Below are 17,524 nucleotides of genomic sequence, written 5' to 3'. Positions count from 1 at the left end.
GACTCAGGGATACAACAACAGGCCAGCCGCGCCGAACAGCACGAAGAACACGGCCACGCGGAACAGGGAGGGATGCCAGACATAGCGATACAGGCCATAGCGCCCGACGATGGTGTCGATGGCCCACAGCACCAGCAGGCAGCCCAGGTAAACCAGCAGCATGCCGGGCACCAGGGCGTCGCCAAGGGCGATTTCAAGCGGCATGGTCGGTCTCCGGTGCCTTGACGATGTAAGGGGCGAGCGCCGACTCGTCGTCGCGCAGCGCCGTGCGCAATTGCAGCAGGTGCGCCAGCGCCGGCTGGCAGCTCGCCCGGGCCAGCGGCAGTGTCTGCCGGGTCAACGTGAGGGCGTGATCCACGTCGCGATCCGCCGCCGCCCAGCGCGCCTGATCCGGCTCGTCGTAGAGCCGGGCCAGCGATTGCACGGCTCGCTGCAGGGTTTCCATGATCGGTGGCGGCAGCTCGGCTTGTTGCATGTCCTGGCGCAGCTCGATCACCGCGCGGCCGGAGTCATGCACGGCCAGCGCCCAGGCCAGCTGGCCGCGCGACTCGGCGCTGCCCGGCTTGGTGAACTGCACGATCTGATGGAACAGGTCGCGATTCTCGCTTTCGAACCGGTACACCAGGCCTTCCAGCGGCGCGGTGGCGGCCATCGTCACCTGGCGGCGCAGTTGCTGGAGTTGCCGCCTGCGCAGCCATTCCGTGCCGATCACGGCGGGAATGATCATGAAGGCCACGCCGCACATGATCAGGCCGAACAGGGAAGCAATGGCGTCGTTGAACAGCCGGTCCGGCGCGTAAACCATGGGGTTCTTCAACGCCAGGATGGTGGCGAAGCCCAGCATGTAGCCGGAGCCGATGCCCGGCAACGTCGCGTTGCGCGTGGTCAGGTACGGCCCGATCATCAGCAAGGGACCGCTGGCCAGTATCAGCATCAGGAAACCATCGCTGCCGGGCAGTATCCACAGCACCACGATGAAAGCGGCCAGCATGCCCAGCGCCACGCCGATCCACATGTTGACGGTGGCCGGGATTGGCCGTGGCGATGTCGCGAGCAGTCCGCTGAACACGGTGGCCAACAGCATCGCCGTGGTTCCGGACGGCCAGTTCGTGATCAGCCAGAACGTGCTGAGCGTGGCCAGGGTAAGGAACGTGCGGACGACCGCGATGCCCGGCGCGACGAACTCGTTGGCGCGCCGGAAGCTGATCCGCTCCACCGTGCCGCCCAGCGTGCCCTGCGTTTCTCGCAGCGTGGCTTCGAGCGCCGTGAAGTCGCGCAGTTCCCTGACGAAGCGATAGAGCAGCGCGGCGCCGCTGTCGAACTCCAGCAGCATTTCCGGATCCTGCCGCAGCTCCTCGCGCAGTTGCGCGGCCAGCTCCGGCAGCCTGGGTTCGCAGGCTTCCAGGCGGCTGGCCATCACCCGGGGCCGGTGCTGCTCGTCGGCCGGCGGCGACAGCGCCTCGCCCACCGGGGCATAAAGCTTGATCAGCGCGCCGGCCGTGCGGGGATGGTTGGTGCGCTTCAGGCGGTTGATCAGATGGTGCAGCGACTGGAAGCTGGTGGCCGCCGCCATGTAGAGCACGTTGAGCAACTGCATGCGGCTGCTGCGCGCGCGGGCTTCGGGATCTTCGAAGATCACCGTGGAACGCAGGTCCTCGATTTCCACGGCGGCGCGCACAAAGTGCAGATGCGCCTGTTCCATCTCTTCGCGCGGAATGACACCGCCCAGGCTGCCGCGCGCGAAATCGAGGAAGTGCCCGTAGTGCTCCCGCGCCCTTCGCCGCAGCACCTGGCGCAGGCGCTCGGGCAACACCGTGTCGCTGACCAGGCCGGCCACGATGATGCCCAGCATTACTTCGCTCACGCGCTGCACGGCCGAATTGAACACGGCGTAGGGGTTGTCGATGGCCGGCAGGGTCACGATCACCGCGGTGTAACCCGCCAGCACGAAACCGTAGGACATGAAGTTGCGGTACAGCACCGCGCCGCCCGCGCACAGGCCCACCCACAGCGAGAGACTGAACAGGAACAGCTCACGCTGCTGCGGAAACACCGTCATCAACACCAACGCGAACAAGCTGCCGGTGCAGGTGCCGATGGTGCGGTAGAAGCTCTTGGCCAGCACCATGCCGCTTTGCGGATGCATCACGATCGATACCGTGATCATGGTGGTGGAGGGTTGCTCCAGCTGGAACACCATGGTCAGCCACGCGGCGAGATAGAACGCCAGCATGCACTTGAAGACAAAGATCCACCCCTGGCGCTCGCCGACGAGAAAATCCCGCAGCCAGGGCCAGCGTTGTCGGATCGATGGATCGGATGGCACGGCCGACATCGTTCAGTCCCGCTCCAACTGTGTCAGGAACCGCTTCAGCAGACGCTCCAATTGCAGCATTTCGCGGGGCTGCATGTCACCGACCTGCCGCACCAGCAAGGTGCAGACATCCGGCAGGAAACTTTCGATCAGGTCCACGCCTTCCTTCGTCAGCGTGAGCGCCACCTTGCGGCGGTCTTCGTCGCTGGCGTTCCTCGCGATCAGCCCCTTGTCGGCTAGCTCGTTGGTCAGCCGCGTGATGTTGGCCGACTTCTCGCCCGCCGCATCGGCCAGTTCCGTGGGGTGCAGGGTGTACCCCTCGGTGCCGTACAGCATCATCAGCAGGTTGTACTCGGGATGATTGATGCCGTAGGGGCGCAGCATGGCGTTCGCGTCATCGTGCACACGCTTGAAGATGTGCTTGATCAGGCGAATGAGCACGGCTGGATCCCGCGGAAACGCGGGGTACCGCTGGCGCGTCACGGCCAGTCGCTGTTCGGTGGGGAGGAAGCTGCTCATGGCGCGCGGCCTAATTAGTACATATATGTAATATATGCATGTGAATTTTATGCCTGTCCCCGCCAAGCATGCAAGAGCGTCAACCTCCGCGCGTGAAAAAGGCGCCACGAGGGCGCCTTTCGGAGTGTGCCGGCGAGCGGGCCGCCGACCGGCCCGGCAAGGCCGGGCCAGCGATATTCGCGCCGCCACGCGGCCGGTCAGTTGCCCTTGACCGGATACGTCTCGAACGCGCCCGGCGCCGTCGTGCCCGGTTGTGCCGGGTTCGGGTTCGCCAGATTGGCCGGGCGGGCCGCCGGAGCCAGCTGGGCGTTGCCGCACTGGTAGGCGCCCCACGGCTGCGAACCATCCTTGGGATCGCTCAGTGGCTTGATGGTGTCGGCGTGCATCTTGGCCGCTTCGTTGCGCGCCATGACTTCCAGCTCGTCGCGCACCTTGATGTCGTTGCGATTGACCGGGCCCACGTGATCCATCACGGACACGGTGACCTTGCCCAGGTCGCGGCACTGGGACACGTCGCCACTCCAGGCCGTGCGGACGTTCTTCCCGGCATCGTCCAGCGTGATGCCATAGGTGCACGCGCCGAGCAGCGCGATGGGAACGAGCAACAGCAGGGTCTTGCGCATGGATAGCTCCGCTTGGACATAAACAAGAAAAGGCCGGGCGGTTCCCCGCCCGGCCTCCATCCTAACCCGGGGACGTGAACAACTCCCCACGGGATCTCAGGCTTACTTCGACGGCTTGGCCGCCGCCGGCTTGCCGTCGCCGTCGATCACCTGCACGTCGCCCAGGTTCAGCGCGCGCACCGGTGCCTCGATCTTCTTCAGGTCACCCACGATCACCCAGGTCAACGCGGTCGGCTTGATGATCTCCTTGATCGCGTCTTCCGCCTGCGGCTGCGTGACGGCTTCGGTGCGGGCCTTGAGGGTCTGCACGTAATCGTCCGGACGGTTGTACTGGACGATCTCGCTCATCGCGCCCAGCACTTCAGAGCCGGTCTCGAAGCTGCCCGGCAGGCCACGGACGTTGGAGTCCTTGATCTTGTCCACTTCCTGCTGGGTGAGCGGACGGGCGGCGATAACAGCGTTGGCTTCCTTGGATACTTCGTTGGCGGACTCGGCGGTCTTGTCGGTCTGCACCGGCGCATACATCAGGAACGGGCGCTGGCCGATCGCATCGCGCATGAAGCTGAAGGCGCCATAGGCCCAGCGCTTGTCCTCGCGCAGGTTCATGTTGAGGCGCGAGGTGAAGCTGCCGCCGAAGGCGCCGTTGGCGACGTCGATGGCCAGCTCGTTCGGCGCCTTGCTCGACGGTGCGAGCAGGCCGGCGAGGATCAGCGACTGCGGCGCATCCGGCTTGTCGATCAGGAACACGCGCGGCTTGGCCTGCGCGGCCACGGTGGCGATGTTCTTCTTCGGCACGGCGGTGGACGGGGCCTTCCAGTCGCCGAAGGCGGCGTCCAGCTGCGGGATGATCTGCTGCAGCGTGGTATCGCCCGCGACGAGGATCTTCACGTTGTCCGGGCGCAGCCAGTCATGCTGGAACGCGGTGAGGTCCGACGCCTGCATGGCCTTGATGGCCGCTTCCGTGCCCGAACCAGTGAACGGGATGCCGTAGGCATGGTTGGCGCCATACAGCAGCGGCGGCAGGGTGCGCAGCGCCAGCGCGGTCGGCTGGGTTTTCTCCTGCGCGATACCGGCCAGCCACTGGCCGCGGATGCGCTCGATATCGTCCGCCTTGAAGGCCGGGTTGCGCACGATGTCGGCGAACAGTGCCAGCGACGGCTGCAGCTGGTCGTTCAACGCATTGAGCGACGCGGAACATGCGTCCAGGCCGCAGCCGATGCGGGTGATCGCCCCCAGGCGCTGCTTGCGCTTGGCCACTTCCACCGAGTCGAGATCCTTGGTGCTCTCGTTCATCAGCGTGGTGGTGAAGCTGGCGGTGCCGAGCTTGCGGCCCTGGTCAGCCGCGTAGCCGGCGTCGAACATCAGCTGCACGTGCGTCACCGGGATGGTGTGGCGCTGCGCCAGGATCACCTCGATGCCGTTCTTGAGCTTGCCGCGCTCGAGTTCCGGGAACTTCAGATCGGGGAACTGCGCGACCTGCGGCACGCCCTTGCTGCGGTCCACCTGGTTCTTGCCAACGACGTAGTCGTGCTTTGCGGGCATCTTGGCGACGGGGCGGCCTTCCTGCGAACCAAGCGCGACGACCTTGGCGTCCTCGGCATCCAGGTTGTCGTTGGCACCGGCAGGCAGCACGGTCAGCAGGTAGTCGCCCTTGCTTAGCCACTTGTCGGCGGCCGCCTTGACGCTGGCCGGGGTAGCGGCGTTGGCGCGCTCCAGGTCCTTCTTGTAGGCGCCCGGATCACCGCGATAGACCTGACCCTCGGCCAGGATCACCGCCTTTCCGCCAAAACCGCCGACCTTTTCCAGGCCACGCACGAAGCCGGCGCGATTGCCAATCTTGGCGCGCTCGAGTTCGTCGGCGGTCGGGCCTTCGGCGAGGAACTTCTTCACCTCTTCGGCGATGACCGCCTCGACCTTGGCCTGGTCCACGCCGTCCTTGATGTCGGCCTGGATCTGGAACTGGCTGGCCAGCGCGAACGGCGAAATGCTGGCGGACACGTCGTCGACCAGTTTGTCCTGGTAGACCAGGCGCTGGTACAGGCGCGAGGTCTTGCCGCCGCCGAGCACGGTGGAGGCCAGATCGAGCTGGATGGCGTCATCGCTGCCCAGCTGCGGCACCACCCAGGTGCGGTAGATGCGCGTCTGCGCCACATGGTCGTGCTGCACGCCGCGCGTGGATTTCTCCAGCGGGGTGATCCACGCCTGCTGGCGCGGCACCGGCGGGCCCGCCGGGATGTCGCCGAAATACTTCTCGGCCTTGGCCTTGGCTTCCGCCACGGTGATGTCGCCAGCCAGCACCAGGGTGGTGTTGGCCGCGCCGTAGTAGTCGTGGAACCACTGTTTCACGTCGCCCAGCGAGGCCGCGTTGAGGTCGGCCATCGAACCGATGGTGTCGTGCTGGTACGGGTGGTTGCCGGGATACGTGTTGGACAGGATGTTCTGATCCACGCGGCCGTACGGGCGGTTCTCGCCCTGGCGCTTCTCGTTCTGCACCACGCCGCGCTGGGTATCGAGCTCCTTCTGGCCGATGGCGCCGAGCAGGTGGCCCATGCGATCCGATTCCATCCACAGCGCCATGTCGAGCGCGGTGGTAGGCACGGTTTCAAAGTAGTTGGTGCGGTCGAACCAGGTGGTGCCATTCATGTCGGTGGCACCGGCCAGTTCGAACGGCTGGAAGTAGGTGCCCTTGTGGTTCTCCGAGCCGGAGAACATCAGGTGCTCGAACAAGTGCGCGAAACCGGTCTTGCCCTTGGGCTCGTCGGCCGAGCCCACGTGGTACCAGATGCTGACCGCGACAACGGGCGCCTTGTGGTCCTCGTGCACCACCACGGTGAGGCCGTTGGGCAGCGTAAAGCGCGTGAAGGCGATATCCGGAACCGCCTGGGTCGCCTCGGCCGCGGCAGCCTGCGGCACCGCGATCGCGGGCAGGCCAGCCGTCATGCTGAGTACGCCTGCGACGAGCAGGGCGAGGGGCTTTCTTGCCATCACGACACTCCTGTTTTGGATGGATGAACGCACCGAGGCTAGCCACGCCCCGGAACCTTGGCAAATGACCAATGGCACAGTGGACCCCGGCGGTCTCACATGGTTCGACGCCAACGACCCGCCGAACGGGCTCGGCCGCCCCCCGGACAGTGTCCGCCGGCTGTCCGGCAGCGCCCGGTCGCTGTCCGCGGACAGCCGGCGCCCCAACGCGCGGCACACAAATATTCAGCAAATACAGTCGCTTGATGAAAAACGCGGGCTTGGCACGAGGCTTGCTATATCTACCGTGCAGGACCTACCCCCCTTTCATCGGAGACATGATCATGAAATTCGAAACCCTGATGCTGCGCAGCCTCTTCGTCGCCTGCCTGCTGGTTTGCGGACTCGTGCTGGGTGCCATGGTGACTTCCTCGCCGCAGGCCATTCGCCTTGCCGCCGCCGGCAGCGCGGGCCAGTTGATCGCCCCGACCGTCTGCGCGCTGCCGCCCGATGGCGTGGTGTGCCCGCGCCTTTCCAACGGCTGAGTAAGGACGCTCTCCGTTTTGCGGGCCGAGGGAGAGGCCCGATAATGGCCGGATGCTGCATGTCATTCTCTACCGACCGGAAATACCCCCCAATACGGGCAATGCGATCAGGTTGTGCGCCAACACCGGCGCCTCGTTGCACCTGATCCGGCCCCTGGGCTTCGAGCTGGACGATGCCCGCCTGCGCCGTGCAGGCCTGGACTATCACGAATATGCGCAGCTGGCCGTGCACGACGACCTCGCCAGCTGCCTTGAGCGCATCGGCCAGCCTCGCGTGTTCGCGTTCTCCACGCGTGGTCGCGTGGCCCATGTGGATGCGCGTTTCGTGGAGGGCGATGCCCTGCTGTTCGGAAGCGAGACCGCCGGGTTGCCTGGCGAGGTACTCGACGCCATTCCCGAGGCGCAGCGTTTGCGGTTGCCGATGCGGCCGGATAGCCGCAGCCTGAATTTGTCCAATACCGTGGCGGTCGCGGTGTATGAGGCGTGGCGGCAGATGGGGTTTGTTGGCGCGGCGCAGTGATGGTTGGGTTGAGTTGGTGGGCTGGCCTAGCCCCTGTTTCAGCCAAGGCGTTGTCTTGATGTGCGGCCATGGGAAGTGAGGGACGGACAAGCGCCACGCGCGCGACACATCTACCGGGCTTCCTGACCCAGCCCCGCCACATCAAAAGAACCGTCATCCCGGCGCCCCACAGGGACTAGCTTCGCGTCGCAGGCCGGGATCCAGTGACTTTGCGGTTGGTTGTCGCCTCAGGCGATCCCGCGATCGGGCCGCTTACGCAGCGGGCGTTTCGACCTTCTGCCGAAGGCCGAGTCACTTTTCTTTTGCTGGCCCAAAAGAAAAGTAACCCAAAGAAAATGGCCTGAAGAGCCAGAGCTGGCAGCATTCTGTTGGGATAAGCCCGAACGGTTGAGGCAAGTTGTTGCTTGGCAACCTTCGCCTCCACACAGCGGATACTTCCAAGCGCTTCGCAACGCACCATGGCGATGAGGACTTAAAGCAGCGCCTCGCTTTAGTGCCGATGAGACCCGCACGGTCGCCCGCTTTTCTCTTTTCTGTGGGAGCGCACCCTGTGCGCGACTGCGGCACATCACGATTCCCGCTCTGTCAGGTTGTCGCGCACAGGGTGCGCTCCCACAAGGGTCCCGCGACCTTGGGATGCCCCCTGACGGCTCGGGCTCTTGCTTTGGCCTTTGGCCTTTGGCCTTTGGCCTTTGGCCTTTGGCCTTTGGCCTTTGGCTTTTGGCTTTTGGCTTTTGGCTTTTGGCTTTTGGCTTTTGATCTCCCGGGTCCCCGTATGACGCGGCGGGCGGGTGGAGATCAGGCCCCGCAGGGGTGCCAGGGAGGGATCCCTGGCACTTTTCGTCGGGGCAGGATGCCCCGTCGAAAAGCCCGGAACCCGACCGCGCACCTGGAGGGCCGTAGGCCCGGAAGGCGCGTCATCCGGGGGGCCCTTTCTTTGGGTTACTTTTCTTTGGGCAAGCAAAGAAAAGTGACCCGACCTCCGGCAGGAGGACGGAAGCCCGCGGCAGGCGAGCCAAGTCGCCGTATCGCTAAAACCAAACACCGAGGCTCTGGATCCCGGCCTGCGACGCGAAGCTAGTCCCTGTGTGGCGCCGGGATGACGGCTAAAGAACGAAGCGGTGAGGCAAGGCTGCCCCCTCTCCCCCGACCTTCCCCCTGCTCCTCAAAACCTCAGCCATACACGGCCGCTCCCCGCGCAGCCCAATAAAGGGAGGGTGCAAAACGATCCACGCGAAAACCGCGCGCCACATCGACCCATGCCCACGCGCTCCCGCCCATCCCTTCAAACATCCGCTCACACCCCATCCCCACACCGACCCCACAACGCGAGCGGCTACAATCTCCCAATGACCGCCCCATCCCTCCAGTCACTGCTCCCCCGTCCGCTGCGCGCCCTCGCCGGCCGCGCGCTGGAAACCGCGCTCAACCACACCTTGTCGCTCGACCCGGAAACCAAGACCCGGCTGTCCGCGCTCGACGGTCGCAGTGTGCAATTGCACCTGCGCGGGCCGGAGCTTGCGTTGTCGGTCACCGTGGAAGGCGACCGCCTGAAGGTCGGCCCGGCGCAGGACGACAACCACCTGCGCGTCGCCGCCACCCCGGGCAGCCTGCTTGCCATGCTGGTGAAGCGCGACGACGAGGGCGTGGCGCCGGGCAAGGTGGAGATCGCCGGTGATGCCGACCTCGCCCGACGCCTGGAGAAGCTCGCCAGCAAGTTCGCGCCTGATTTCGAGGAGGCGTTCGCGCGCACCTTCGGCGATGTGCTTGGGGTGCCGCTCGCCAAGGCGGTGCGCAAGGGGCTGGCGCATGCGAAGGAAACCGGCAGTCATCTCGCCACCGACACGGCCGACTGGCTGCGTGACGAAGCGCGCGTGGCGGCCGCGCCGGGTGAAGTGGAAGGTTTTCTCGACGGCGTGGACGACCTGCGCGAACGCGCCGACCGGCTGGAAGCACGCCTTGGGCGGCTGGAGCAGCGCCTGAAGAAGGGGCCTGCCGCGTGAGAACACCGCTGAAGGTCGTGCCGCGCGTGATGCGCGTGGCGTCCGTGTTGCTGGCGTATCGCCTCGACGAACTGGTCGATGCCGCGCACCTGTTTCGTCCGCTGAAGCTGGTGCGCCCGTTCGTGGCGCGCCCGCGCACCGATGTGACGAACCTCTCGCGGGGGGCGCGTCTGCGTCTGGCGCTCACCGAACTCGGGCCCATCTTCGTCAAGGCCGGCCAGGTGCTGTCCACGCGCCGCGACCTGGTGCCGGCGGACATCGCCGACGAACTGGCGCAGTTGCAGGACCAGGTGCCGCCGTTCCCGGGCGCGGAAGCGCGCGCCATCATCGAGCAGGAACTGAAGGCGCCAATCACCTCGCTGTACACCAGCTTCGACGAAACGCCGCTGGCTTCCGCCTCCATTGCGCAGGTGCACGCCGCCACGCTGCAGGACGGCAACGCGGTGGTGGTCAAGGTATTGCGCCCTGGTATCGACCAGCAGATCGAGCGCGACGTGAAGTTGCTGCGCTCGCTGGGCGAACTGGCGCAGCGCTGGCATCCCAATGCGGACAAGATCCGCCCACTCGACGTCGTCGCCGAAGTCGAGAAGATGTTGGAGAACGAGCTGGATCTGCAGCGCGAAGGCGCCAGTGCCAGCCTGCTTCGCCGCAATTTCGAAAGCGGTGAAGACCTCTATGTGCCGATGGTGCATTGGGATCTCACCAGTGCACGCGTGCTGACGCTGGAGCGTGTCTACGGCGTGAGCTGCGACGACATCGCCTCCATCGATGCCGCCGGCATCGACCGCAAGGCGCTCGCGGTGAAGGGCGTGCGGCTGTTCTACGAGCAGGTGTTCCGCGACAACTTCTTCCACGCCGATGCGCACCCCGGCAATATCTGGGTGGACACCTCGCGACCGAACGATGCGCGCTTCATCGCGCTGGATTTCGGCATCATGGGCTCGCTGCCGGAACAGGACCAGTACTGGCTGGCGCAGAATTTCATCGCGCTGTTCGAACGTGATTACGCGCGCATCGCGCAGTTGCACGTGGACGCGGGCTGGATGCCTTCGACAGTGCGCATCGACGAGCTCACCGCCGCGGTGCGTACCGTGTGCGAGCCTTACTTCACCCGGCCGCTGTCGCAGATTTCACTGGCCGAGCTGGTGGTGAAGCTGTTCCAGACCGCACGGCGTTACGAGCTCACGCTGCAGCCGCAGTTGATCCTGCTGCAGAAGACCCTGCTCAACATCGAAGGCGTCGGCCGCATGCTCGATCCGCAGATCGATATCTGGGCGGTGGCGCATCCGGTACTCAAGCGCATCCTTCGTGAACGCTATAGCCCGCGCCGTACGCTGCGCGAGCTGCGCAAGCATCTGCCGGAGTGGTTCCATGCCGCGCCGCAGTTTCCGGAACTGGTGCGCAATGCCTTGCAGCAAGTGGCCAAGGGCGAGCGGCAGGCGATCAGCGATCCGCGCGCGCTGGAACAGCAGCGCGAGGAGGCGCAGCGCACGCGGCGTGCGCTGTCGTTTGGTTTGCTGGGCAGCAGCCTGCTTGTTGGCAGCGCGGTGTTGTGGACGCTGGCGCCCGTGCATGGAGCTTGGCATGCCTCCGCCGTTGGCGTCGCTGGATTGATCGCGTTTGCTGCGGGCTGGCCACGCCGCTGAATCGCCCTCGCCGTCATCCCCGCGAAAGCGGGAGGCGTACTTTCAACAGCCGAAGGGCTGGTCATCCAGCGACTTTTTTTATCTTCAAAGATAAGTGCGAAAGGCACTGGATCCCCGCTTTCGCGGGGATGACGGTTCTATTGAATTCTCCGGGCACCCCTACCCTTTCTGATGTCCCAGATGCTCGAAATCCTCTACCAAGACGACGCCCTCATCGCGGTGAACAAGCCTGCGGGCCTCGCCGTGCATCGCTCCAAGATGGTCGGCAACGCCGAGGAATTCCTCATCGACCTGCTGCGCGAACAAGTGGGCGGCATCACCTATCTCGCCCACCGGCTCGATCGCGCCACCAGCGGCGTATTGCTGGTGGCCCGCTCTTCCGAGATCGCTGCCGCACTCGGCGAGCAGTTCATGGGACGCGACGTGCACAAGCAGTACCTGGCCGTGGTGCGCGGCTGGCCGGAGCCGGAAGAAGCGTTGATCGACTATGCCCTGCCCGGCTCGCGCGAAACGGGTCCGCGGCGCGAGGCGAGCACCAGCTATCGCCGGCTGGCCACGGTGGAAGTGCCCATCGCGCTCGGCCGCTACCCCCAGCAGCGCTACGCGCTGGTGCTGGCTGAGCCGCACACCGGCCGGTTCCGCCAGATCCGCAAGCATATGGCGCACGTCCACCACCCCATCATCGGCGACTGCCAGCACGGCCGTGGCGACCACAACCGCCTGTACAAGCAGTACTTCAGCTGCCACCGCATGCTGTTGCACGCCTGGCGACTGAGCTTTGCCCACCCCCTCACGGGTGAGCCGATGCGGCTGGAAGCCCCCCTGGATGCGGCCTACCAGGGCTTGCTCGAACGTTTCGGCTGGTCGCTTCCCGAACTCTGATGCGCTGCGTCGTGGCGGCGCGTCATGCGCGCCCGTTAAACTTCGCGCCATGCTCACCATCAGCCGATCCATCGTCCTGCCAGAGACCGAGCTGACTGAGCGTTTCCTTCGCGCAGACGGCCCCGGCGGACAGCACGTCAACCGCACCGAAAGCGCCGTCGAGCTGCGTTTCGACGTGGCGCGCTCGCCTTCCCTGCCTGAACCGCTGCGCGCACGCCTGCTGGCCCGGCGCGACCGCCGCCTGACCGACGAAGGCGTGCTGGTGATCCAGGCACGGCGCTTCCGCGACCAGGGCCGCAACCGCGAGGACGCCCGCGAGCGGCTGGTCGAGATCATCCGCGCCGCGCTGGTCGTACCCAAGGCACGCATTGCCACCAAACCCACCCGCGGCTCGCAGGAACGGCGCCTCGCCGGCAAGCAACAGCGCGGCAAGATCAAGCAAACACGGTCGCGTGACTGGAGTCGCGAATGAGCACGCCGATGCTCCCCCCTGCCCCACCCGAAGCACCCAAGCTCAACAGCAGATTCTGGCCGTGGTTCGCGCGCTGCCTGCTGCGCCTGTCCGGCTGGAAGCTCATCGGCCAGCTGCCGAACGAGCCCAAGCTGATCATCATCGGCGCCCCGCATTCGTCGTATTGGGATGGCTACTACGGCCTGCTGATGAAGATCGGCCTTGGCGTGGACATCAACATCATGATCAAGCGCGAGGTGCTGGACGGGCCGCTGGGCCTCATCCTGCGCCCCATCGGCATGATCCCGATCAACCGCAGCGCGGCGCTCAACGTGGTGGACCAGATGGTGCAGCGGTTCCGCGACAAGGACCGCATGTGGCTGGGCATCACGCCCGAGGGCACGCGCAAGAAGGTGAAGAACTGGAAGTCGGGCTTCCTGCGCATCGCGCACGATGCCAACGTGCCGATCCAGACCTTGTTCCTCGACTACCCGTCCAAGACGTTTACCTTTGGCCCGGTAGTGCGTGCCACCGATGATCCGGATGCCGACATGGTGCGCATCCGCGCGCTGTTCACGCCGTATCGGGGGAAGCATCGCGACGCGAATTGATGCGTCGGTAGTTCAAGCAGCCTTGTCGTAGTCATCCGTCATTCTTGCTTGGGGGGAAGGAAGATGAAGATGCTGTCGTGGTGTGCCGCAACGTTGTTGATGGTCCTGCCCTCGGCCTTGCTCGGAAAGGAGGCGACGAGTGATGGCTGGGAAGATGTTTACCCTTTCATCGTCGTGGCCACCCACGTCGATGCCACCGGGCAGGTGGCACAGGCGGAGTTGCTCGGCACGGGAGCCCTACCGCAGCTGGAAGCACTCGCCATCCAGACCGTCAAACCCTTGCGTTTCGTTCCGGCGACCATCAATGGCGTAGCGACTAGCTCGCTCACTTACGTCATGTTGCGCGCGCAGAAGCACGAGGATGCTGGAAAGTTCTCCTTGAGGCTTCACTACGTCTCGCATGGCCCGGGCCCGGCCTTTGATGCCTATCCGCACTATCCCAAGGGAATGATTCAAGCCCGCACCCAGGCACAGGTCACCATTGCCGCCACGGTAACTGCAGCCGGCACCTATACCGATATCCACGTGGTGGAAGCCGAAACGACAGGCGGCAGAGCCGGCAAATCCTTTTACGACGCCACCATGCGCGCCTTCTCCCAGACGCACGTCATGCCGGAACAGGTAGACGGACGCCCCGTCGCGACACACGTGCGCATTCCTGTCAGCTTTAGCTTGAACGAGATCGGGGGAAGCGGCGCCTACGAGGAGCTCAGAAGGGCCTCCGATTCGCCGCGGTCCATTTCGCCCGACGATAGGAACGTCCCAACCACCTTTGCCGACGTCCCCATCGCGCTGGACAGCCCGCTCAAACTCGTGGCCACACCCCCTTGATGCAACCCTTCGGCCTTACTGCATGAACACGCTTGGCATCCTGCATTTCGACGCCTTCCTGCTCGCCTGCATCGCGCTGAACCTGACGCCGGGGCTGGATACGTTCTACATCCTCACGCGCAGCGGCCGCGAAGGCCGTGGCGTCGGCATGGCTGCCGCGCTGGGCATCAATGCCGGTTGCATCGTGCACACGCTGGCGGCGGTGCTGGGCATTTCCGCGATCCTCATGACCTCTGCCCTCGCCTTTTCCGTGCTGAAGTACCTGGGTGCGGCCTATCTGGTGTGGATCGGCCTGCGCATGCTGGTGGCGCGCAGCGGAGCACGCCAGCCGACGGTAACGCGCGGCATGGGCCTGGCAGCGGCGTTCCGGCAAGGCATGCTGACCAATGTGCTCAATCCCAAGGTGGCACTGTTTTTCCTCGCCTTCCTGCCGCAGTTCGTGTCCATGCAGGCGGCGCATCCGCAGCTCGGCCTGCTGGTGCTTGGTCTGAGCTTCATCGGCACTGGCACAATGTGGTCGATGGTGTTGGCGCTGCTCGGCGGGCACATCCATCGGCTGCTGACGACGCGTCCGCGTTTCGGCCAGTGGATGGATCGCGTGTGCGGCACGGTGTTGCTGGGGTTTGGGGTGAAGCTGGCGCTGCAAGGCCGGCATTGACCCTCGAACCCTGTGGGAGCGCACCCTGTGCGCGACGGGGGTGTCTCGTGATTACCGCTCCGTTGGCTTGTCGCGCACAGGGTGCGCTCCCACAGAAGAGCGGCGGGATTCAGCGCTCGGAATGTCCTGACTCGTCGTAATCGCGGTGCGTCAACAATCCCGGCTTCACCAGATCGATGAACGCCCTCGCCTCCGGACTGAGGAATTTGCCCTTGCGCATCACCACACCATAGCTGCGCTGCGGGAAGTACTGCGTCATGTTTCGGACGGCCAGACGTCCGCGATCGGCCTCGGTGATGCAGATGCCGGTGACGATGGAAATGCCCAGCCCCATCGCGACGTATTCCTTGATCACGTCCCAGCCGCCCACCTCGATAGCCACCCGGTAGGGCACCTGTTGCTGCTGGAATACGAGGTCGACAAGCCGATAGGTGGACAGGCGTTGCGGCGGCAGGATCAGGCCGTAAGGAGAGAGATCCTGCAACGTCACCGTGGCTTTGGACGCCAAGGGATGATCGGTCGGCATGATCAGCATGGGGTCGTAGTGATGTACCGGGGCCCAGGCGATGTCGTTGGGTACGTCGAGCATGGAGCCGATGGCGAAATCCGCCTCGTCCGCGCGCAGTAGCGCCAGGCCGTCCTTGCCGGTGACGTTGGCAAGCTGCAATTGCACCTCAGGGAAGCTTTCGCGGTAGCGACGCACCAGGTCGGGCAGCAGGTATTGGATGGTCGAGCTGCCCGCGGCAATGATCAGCCTGCCGCCCTGCATGCCCTTCACCTTGGCGTGGAAGTCGCGGTCGAGGTGCTCCCAGCCTTCCACCAGCGGGCGCGCCAGCTCGTACAGCACCTCGCCCGCGTCGGTGAGGTTGATACGGCGGCGGCGGCGCTCCAGCAGGCTCACGCCCAGCTCCCGCTCCAGCGCCTGGAGCTGCAGGCTCACCGTTGGCTGAGACAGAAACAGGGCCTCGGCCGCGCGGGTCAAGGTGCCCAGCTTCACGGTGTAGACGAAGGCACGCATCTGCTTTTGGCGGTTGCCCTTGTAGTAGTAGCGGCCGGCCTCGTCCGCTGCCGGACGATCTCCCTTTCGCCGCCGCAAGGTCTTGGATCGGCCTTTTTTCCGCACCTGCAGCATTTTTTCAGGGTCTTTCATGGCTTTTCACTCAATGAGTTGCCAGACACATTGATAAACACAATAGCAAAGATTGAAACATTTGCTTTGTCAAAGCTAATTTCGGTGACCTAGTGTCATCCCATCGTCATCACCGAGGTTCGCCCCCATGGCTGTCCCCAAGGAACGCGTCGTTCTCGCCCCGGCACAGGTCCACGGCGCCACCACGCCGGCGCACGATGCCATCCTCACCCCCCAGGCCCTGGCCTTCCTGGCTGGGCTGCACCGCCAGTTCGATGCCCGCCGCCTGGACCTGCTGGCGGCCCGCGACGCCCGTCAGGCCCGGTACGACGCCGGCGAGCTGCCGGACTTCCGCGCCGACACCGTGGCCATCCGCGAGGGCCACTGGACGGTCGCCCCGATCCCGGCCGCCCTGCGTGACCGCCGCGTGGAGATCACCGGCCCGGTCGAGCGCAAGATGATCATCAACGCGCTCAATTCCGGGGCGAAGGTGTTCATGGCGGACTTCGAGGACTCCTCGGCGCCCACCTTCGCCAATCAGATCGACGGGCAGATCAACCTGCGCGATGCGGTGAGCGGCTCGATCGAATACACCTCGCCCGAGGGCAAGCATTACCGCGTCAACGGCAACCCGGCCGTGCTGATCGTGCGTCCGCGCGGCTGGCACCTGCCTGAGCGCCATATCACCGTCGACGGCGAGCCGATGGCCGGCGCGCTGGTGGATTTCGGCCTGTACGCCTTCCACAACGCGCAGGCGCTGCAATCGCGCGATCGCGGCCCCTATTTCTACCTGCCCAAGCTGCAGGCGATGGAAGAGGCCGCGCTGTGGGACGACGTGATGGCTGCTGCCGAAGCCGCGCTCGACCTGCCGCCGGACTGCATGAAGGCCACCGTGCTGATCGAGACGCTGCCGGCCGTGTTCCAGATGCACGAAATCCTGCATGCGCTGCGCGGCCGCGTGGTCGGCCTCAACTGTGGGCGCTGGGATTACATCTTTTCCTACCTCAAGACCTTCCGCAGCCATCGCGACCGCCTGCTGCCCGACCGCAGCCAGGTGCTAATGACGGTGCCCTTCCTGAAGTCGTACTCGGAGCTGCTGATCCAGACCTGTCATCGCCGCGGCGCATTTGCGATGGGCGGCATGGCTGCGCAGATTCCGATCAAGGGCGACGAAGCCGCCAACGACGCTGCACTGGCCAAGGTGCGCGCCGACAAGCTGCGCGAGGTGCAGGCCGGCCATGACGGCACCTGGGTGGCGCATCCCGCGCTGGTGCCGGTGGCGCAGGAAGTGTTCGACAAGTACATGCCTTCGCCCAACCAGCTCAACGTCGCACGCAACGACGTGAAAGTGTGCCGCGACCAGCTGATCGCGCCGTGCAGCGGCACCATCACGCGCGCTGGTTTCGACAACAACGTGGAAGTGGCGCTGCGCTATACCGCCTCGTGGCTGGACGGGCAGGGCTGCGTGCCGATCCATCACCTGATGGAGGACGCGGCTACCGCCGAAATCGCACGCTCGCAGATCTGGCAGTGGCTGCATCGCGGCCCGCTGGAATTCACCGACCACGCGCCCATCGATTTCGCCTTGTTCGACCACGCACTGGTCAAGCACACGCATCGCCTGGTCGAAAGCAACAGCCCGTTAGCGCATCGCGCCGAACAGGCGGCCGCGCTGCTCCGGCAACTCACGCACGCCGACGAACTCGGCGATTTCCTCACCCTGGCCGCTTACGCCCAGATCGACTGACCACCGCCTTTTCACCGTAGGAGCGCACGTGTGCGCGACCACTCCAAGGACCGGATGCGCCGCCGCGCGACGGTCGCGGAC

The 17,524-nt window shown here is 65.2% G+C and carries 16 protein-coding genes; 10 read left to right on the top strand and 6 right to left on the bottom strand.

Translation table 11 applies throughout. The annotated features are described in order from the left end of the window. Nucleotides 1-3 precede the first annotated feature (3 nt). From HY57_RS04215 to HY57_RS04195, 5 genes are all read right to left on the bottom strand, one after another. Nucleotides 4-204 (bottom strand): DUF1656 domain-containing protein, encoded by a 201-nt coding sequence (locus HY57_RS04215; RefSeq protein ID WP_019463715.1) that lies wholly within the window; start codon nt 202-204, stop codon nt 4-6. Then, nucleotides 194-2,335, bottom strand: coding sequence for an FUSC family protein (locus tag HY57_RS04210; RefSeq protein WP_019463714.1), 2,142 nt, complete (start codon nt 2,333-2,335; stop codon nt 194-196). The genes HY57_RS04215 and HY57_RS04210 overlap by 11 nt, the downstream gene beginning before the upstream one ends. A gap of 3 nt (nt 2,336-2,338) precedes the next feature. Further along, nucleotides 2,339-2,833 (bottom strand): MarR family transcriptional regulator, encoded by a 495-nt coding sequence (locus HY57_RS04205; protein WP_019463713.1) that lies wholly within the window; start codon nt 2,831-2,833, stop codon nt 2,339-2,341. A 197-nt stretch (nt 2,834-3,030) separates the two neighbouring features. Beyond that, nucleotides 3,031-3,456, bottom strand: a complete 426-nt coding sequence (locus HY57_RS04200) for a DUF4156 domain-containing protein (protein WP_019463712.1) — start codon at nt 3,454-3,456, stop codon at nt 3,031-3,033. A gap of 102 nt (nt 3,457-3,558) precedes the next feature. Next, nucleotides 3,559-6,441: a M16 family metallopeptidase gene (locus HY57_RS04195; protein WP_038579348.1), complete on the bottom strand. Its 2,883-nt coding sequence runs from the start codon at nt 6,439-6,441 to the stop codon at nt 3,559-3,561. A 323-nt stretch (nt 6,442-6,764) separates the two neighbouring features. Between HY57_RS04195 and HY57_RS04190 the strand changes: the two genes are divergently transcribed. From HY57_RS04190 to HY57_RS04150, 9 genes are all read left to right on the top strand, one after another. After that, entirely contained in the window at nt 6,765-6,965 is a 201-nt protein-coding gene (locus tag HY57_RS04190; RefSeq protein WP_026033671.1) for a hypothetical protein, read from the top strand. Nucleotides 6,966-7,017: 52 nt separating this feature from the next. Further along, nucleotides 7,018-7,485 (top strand): tRNA (uridine(34)/cytosine(34)/5-carboxymethylaminomethyluridine(34)-2'-O)-methyltransferase TrmL, encoded by a 468-nt coding sequence (gene trmL, locus HY57_RS04185; RefSeq protein ID WP_026033670.1) that lies wholly within the window; start codon nt 7,018-7,020, stop codon nt 7,483-7,485. A gap of 1,349 nt (nt 7,486-8,834) precedes the next feature. Beyond that, nucleotides 8,835-9,488, top strand: a complete 654-nt coding sequence (locus HY57_RS04180) for a ubiquinone biosynthesis accessory factor UbiJ (RefSeq protein WP_019465504.1) — start codon at nt 8,835-8,837, stop codon at nt 9,486-9,488. Nucleotides 9,489-9,517: 29 nt separating this feature from the next. Beyond that, nucleotides 9,518-11,134, top strand: coding sequence for a ubiquinone biosynthesis regulatory protein kinase UbiB (gene ubiB, locus HY57_RS04175; RefSeq protein WP_038580466.1), 1,617 nt, complete (start codon nt 9,518-9,520; stop codon nt 11,132-11,134). A 180-nt stretch (nt 11,135-11,314) separates the two neighbouring features. Then, nucleotides 11,315-12,016 carry a pseudouridine synthase gene (locus HY57_RS04170; RefSeq protein ID WP_026033965.1) on the top strand — a complete coding sequence of 234 codons (702 nt, stop codon included), beginning with the start codon at nt 11,315-11,317 and terminating at the stop codon, nt 12,014-12,016. Between the two features lie 49 nt (nt 12,017-12,065). Further along, nucleotides 12,066-12,488 carry an alternative ribosome rescue aminoacyl-tRNA hydrolase ArfB gene (gene arfB / locus HY57_RS04165; protein WP_019465507.1) on the top strand — a complete coding sequence of 141 codons (423 nt, stop codon included), beginning with the start codon at nt 12,066-12,068 and terminating at the stop codon, nt 12,486-12,488. An 8-nt stretch (nt 12,489-12,496) separates the two neighbouring features. Next, nucleotides 12,497-13,078, top strand: coding sequence for a 1-acyl-sn-glycerol-3-phosphate acyltransferase (locus HY57_RS04160; RefSeq protein WP_235186612.1), 582 nt, complete (start codon nt 12,497-12,499; stop codon nt 13,076-13,078). Nucleotides 13,079-13,141: 63 nt separating this feature from the next. Then, nucleotides 13,142-13,909 (top strand): TonB family protein, encoded by a 768-nt coding sequence (locus tag HY57_RS04155; protein WP_038579345.1) that lies wholly within the window; start codon nt 13,142-13,144, stop codon nt 13,907-13,909. A 22-nt stretch (nt 13,910-13,931) separates the two neighbouring features. Then, entirely contained in the window at nt 13,932-14,567 is a 636-nt protein-coding gene (locus HY57_RS04150; protein ID WP_019465510.1) for a LysE family translocator, read from the top strand. Between the two features lie 109 nt (nt 14,568-14,676). Here HY57_RS04150 and HY57_RS04145 read toward each other — a convergent pair whose 3' ends face one another. Then, a complete protein-coding gene (locus HY57_RS04145; protein WP_019465511.1) occupies nt 14,677-15,699 on the bottom strand; it encodes a LysR substrate-binding domain-containing protein in 1,023 nt (340 codons plus the stop codon). A 145-nt stretch (nt 15,700-15,844) separates the two neighbouring features. On the opposite strand from HY57_RS04145, the gene aceB reads away from it, so the two are divergent. Continuing rightward, on the top strand, nt 15,845-17,443 hold the full coding sequence (gene aceB, locus HY57_RS04140) for a malate synthase A (protein WP_019465512.1): 1,599 nt from the start codon (nt 15,845-15,847) through the stop codon (nt 17,441-17,443). Nucleotides 17,444-17,524 lie beyond the last annotated feature (81 nt).

This window comes from Dyella japonica A8 (assembly GCF_000725385.1).
GTDB classification, from domain to species: domain Bacteria; phylum Pseudomonadota; class Gammaproteobacteria; order Xanthomonadales; family Rhodanobacteraceae; genus Dyella; species Dyella japonica_C.
The sequence above is the reverse complement of the archived record's forward strand: the minus strand, read 5'-3'. Positions and strand labels throughout refer to the sequence as shown.

Bases quoted from the DNA above. Each gene is read 5' to 3' on its own strand.
- HY57_RS04215 (WP_019463715.1), bottom strand. From the start codon at position 204: ATGCCGCTTGAAATCGCCCTTGGCGACGCCCTGGTGCCCGGCATGCTG.
- HY57_RS04210 (WP_019463714.1), bottom strand. From the start codon at position 2,335: ATGTCGGCCGTGCCATCCGATCCATCGATCCGACAACGCTGGCCCTGG.
- HY57_RS04205 (WP_019463713.1), bottom strand. From the start codon at position 2,833: ATGAGCAGCTTCCTCCCCACCGAACAGCGACTGGCCGTGACGCGCCAG.
- HY57_RS04200 (WP_019463712.1), bottom strand. From the start codon at position 3,456: ATGCGCAAGACCCTGCTGTTGCTCGTTCCCATCGCGCTGCTCGGCGCG.
- HY57_RS04195 (WP_038579348.1), bottom strand. From the start codon at position 6,441: ATGGCAAGAAAGCCCCTCGCCCTGCTCGTCGCAGGCGTACTCAGCATG.
- HY57_RS04190 (WP_026033671.1), top strand. From the start codon at position 6,765: ATGAAATTCGAAACCCTGATGCTGCGCAGCCTCTTCGTCGCCTGCCTG.
- trmL (WP_026033670.1), top strand. From the start codon at position 7,018: ATGCTGCATGTCATTCTCTACCGACCGGAAATACCCCCCAATACGGGC.
- HY57_RS04180 (WP_019465504.1), top strand. From the start codon at position 8,835: ATGACCGCCCCATCCCTCCAGTCACTGCTCCCCCGTCCGCTGCGCGCC.
- ubiB (WP_038580466.1), top strand. From the start codon at position 9,518: ATGCGCGTGGCGTCCGTGTTGCTGGCGTATCGCCTCGACGAACTGGTC.
- HY57_RS04170 (WP_026033965.1), top strand. From the start codon at position 11,315: ATGCTCGAAATCCTCTACCAAGACGACGCCCTCATCGCGGTGAACAAG.
- arfB (WP_019465507.1), top strand. From the start codon at position 12,066: ATGCTCACCATCAGCCGATCCATCGTCCTGCCAGAGACCGAGCTGACT.
- HY57_RS04160 (WP_235186612.1), top strand. From the start codon at position 12,497: ATGCTCCCCCCTGCCCCACCCGAAGCACCCAAGCTCAACAGCAGATTC.
- HY57_RS04155 (WP_038579345.1), top strand. From the start codon at position 13,142: ATGAAGATGCTGTCGTGGTGTGCCGCAACGTTGTTGATGGTCCTGCCC.
- HY57_RS04150 (WP_019465510.1), top strand. From the start codon at position 13,932: ATGAACACGCTTGGCATCCTGCATTTCGACGCCTTCCTGCTCGCCTGC.
- HY57_RS04145 (WP_019465511.1), bottom strand. From the start codon at position 15,699: ATGCTGCAGGTGCGGAAAAAAGGCCGATCCAAGACCTTGCGGCGGCGA.
- aceB (WP_019465512.1), top strand. From the start codon at position 15,845: ATGGCTGTCCCCAAGGAACGCGTCGTTCTCGCCCCGGCACAGGTCCAC.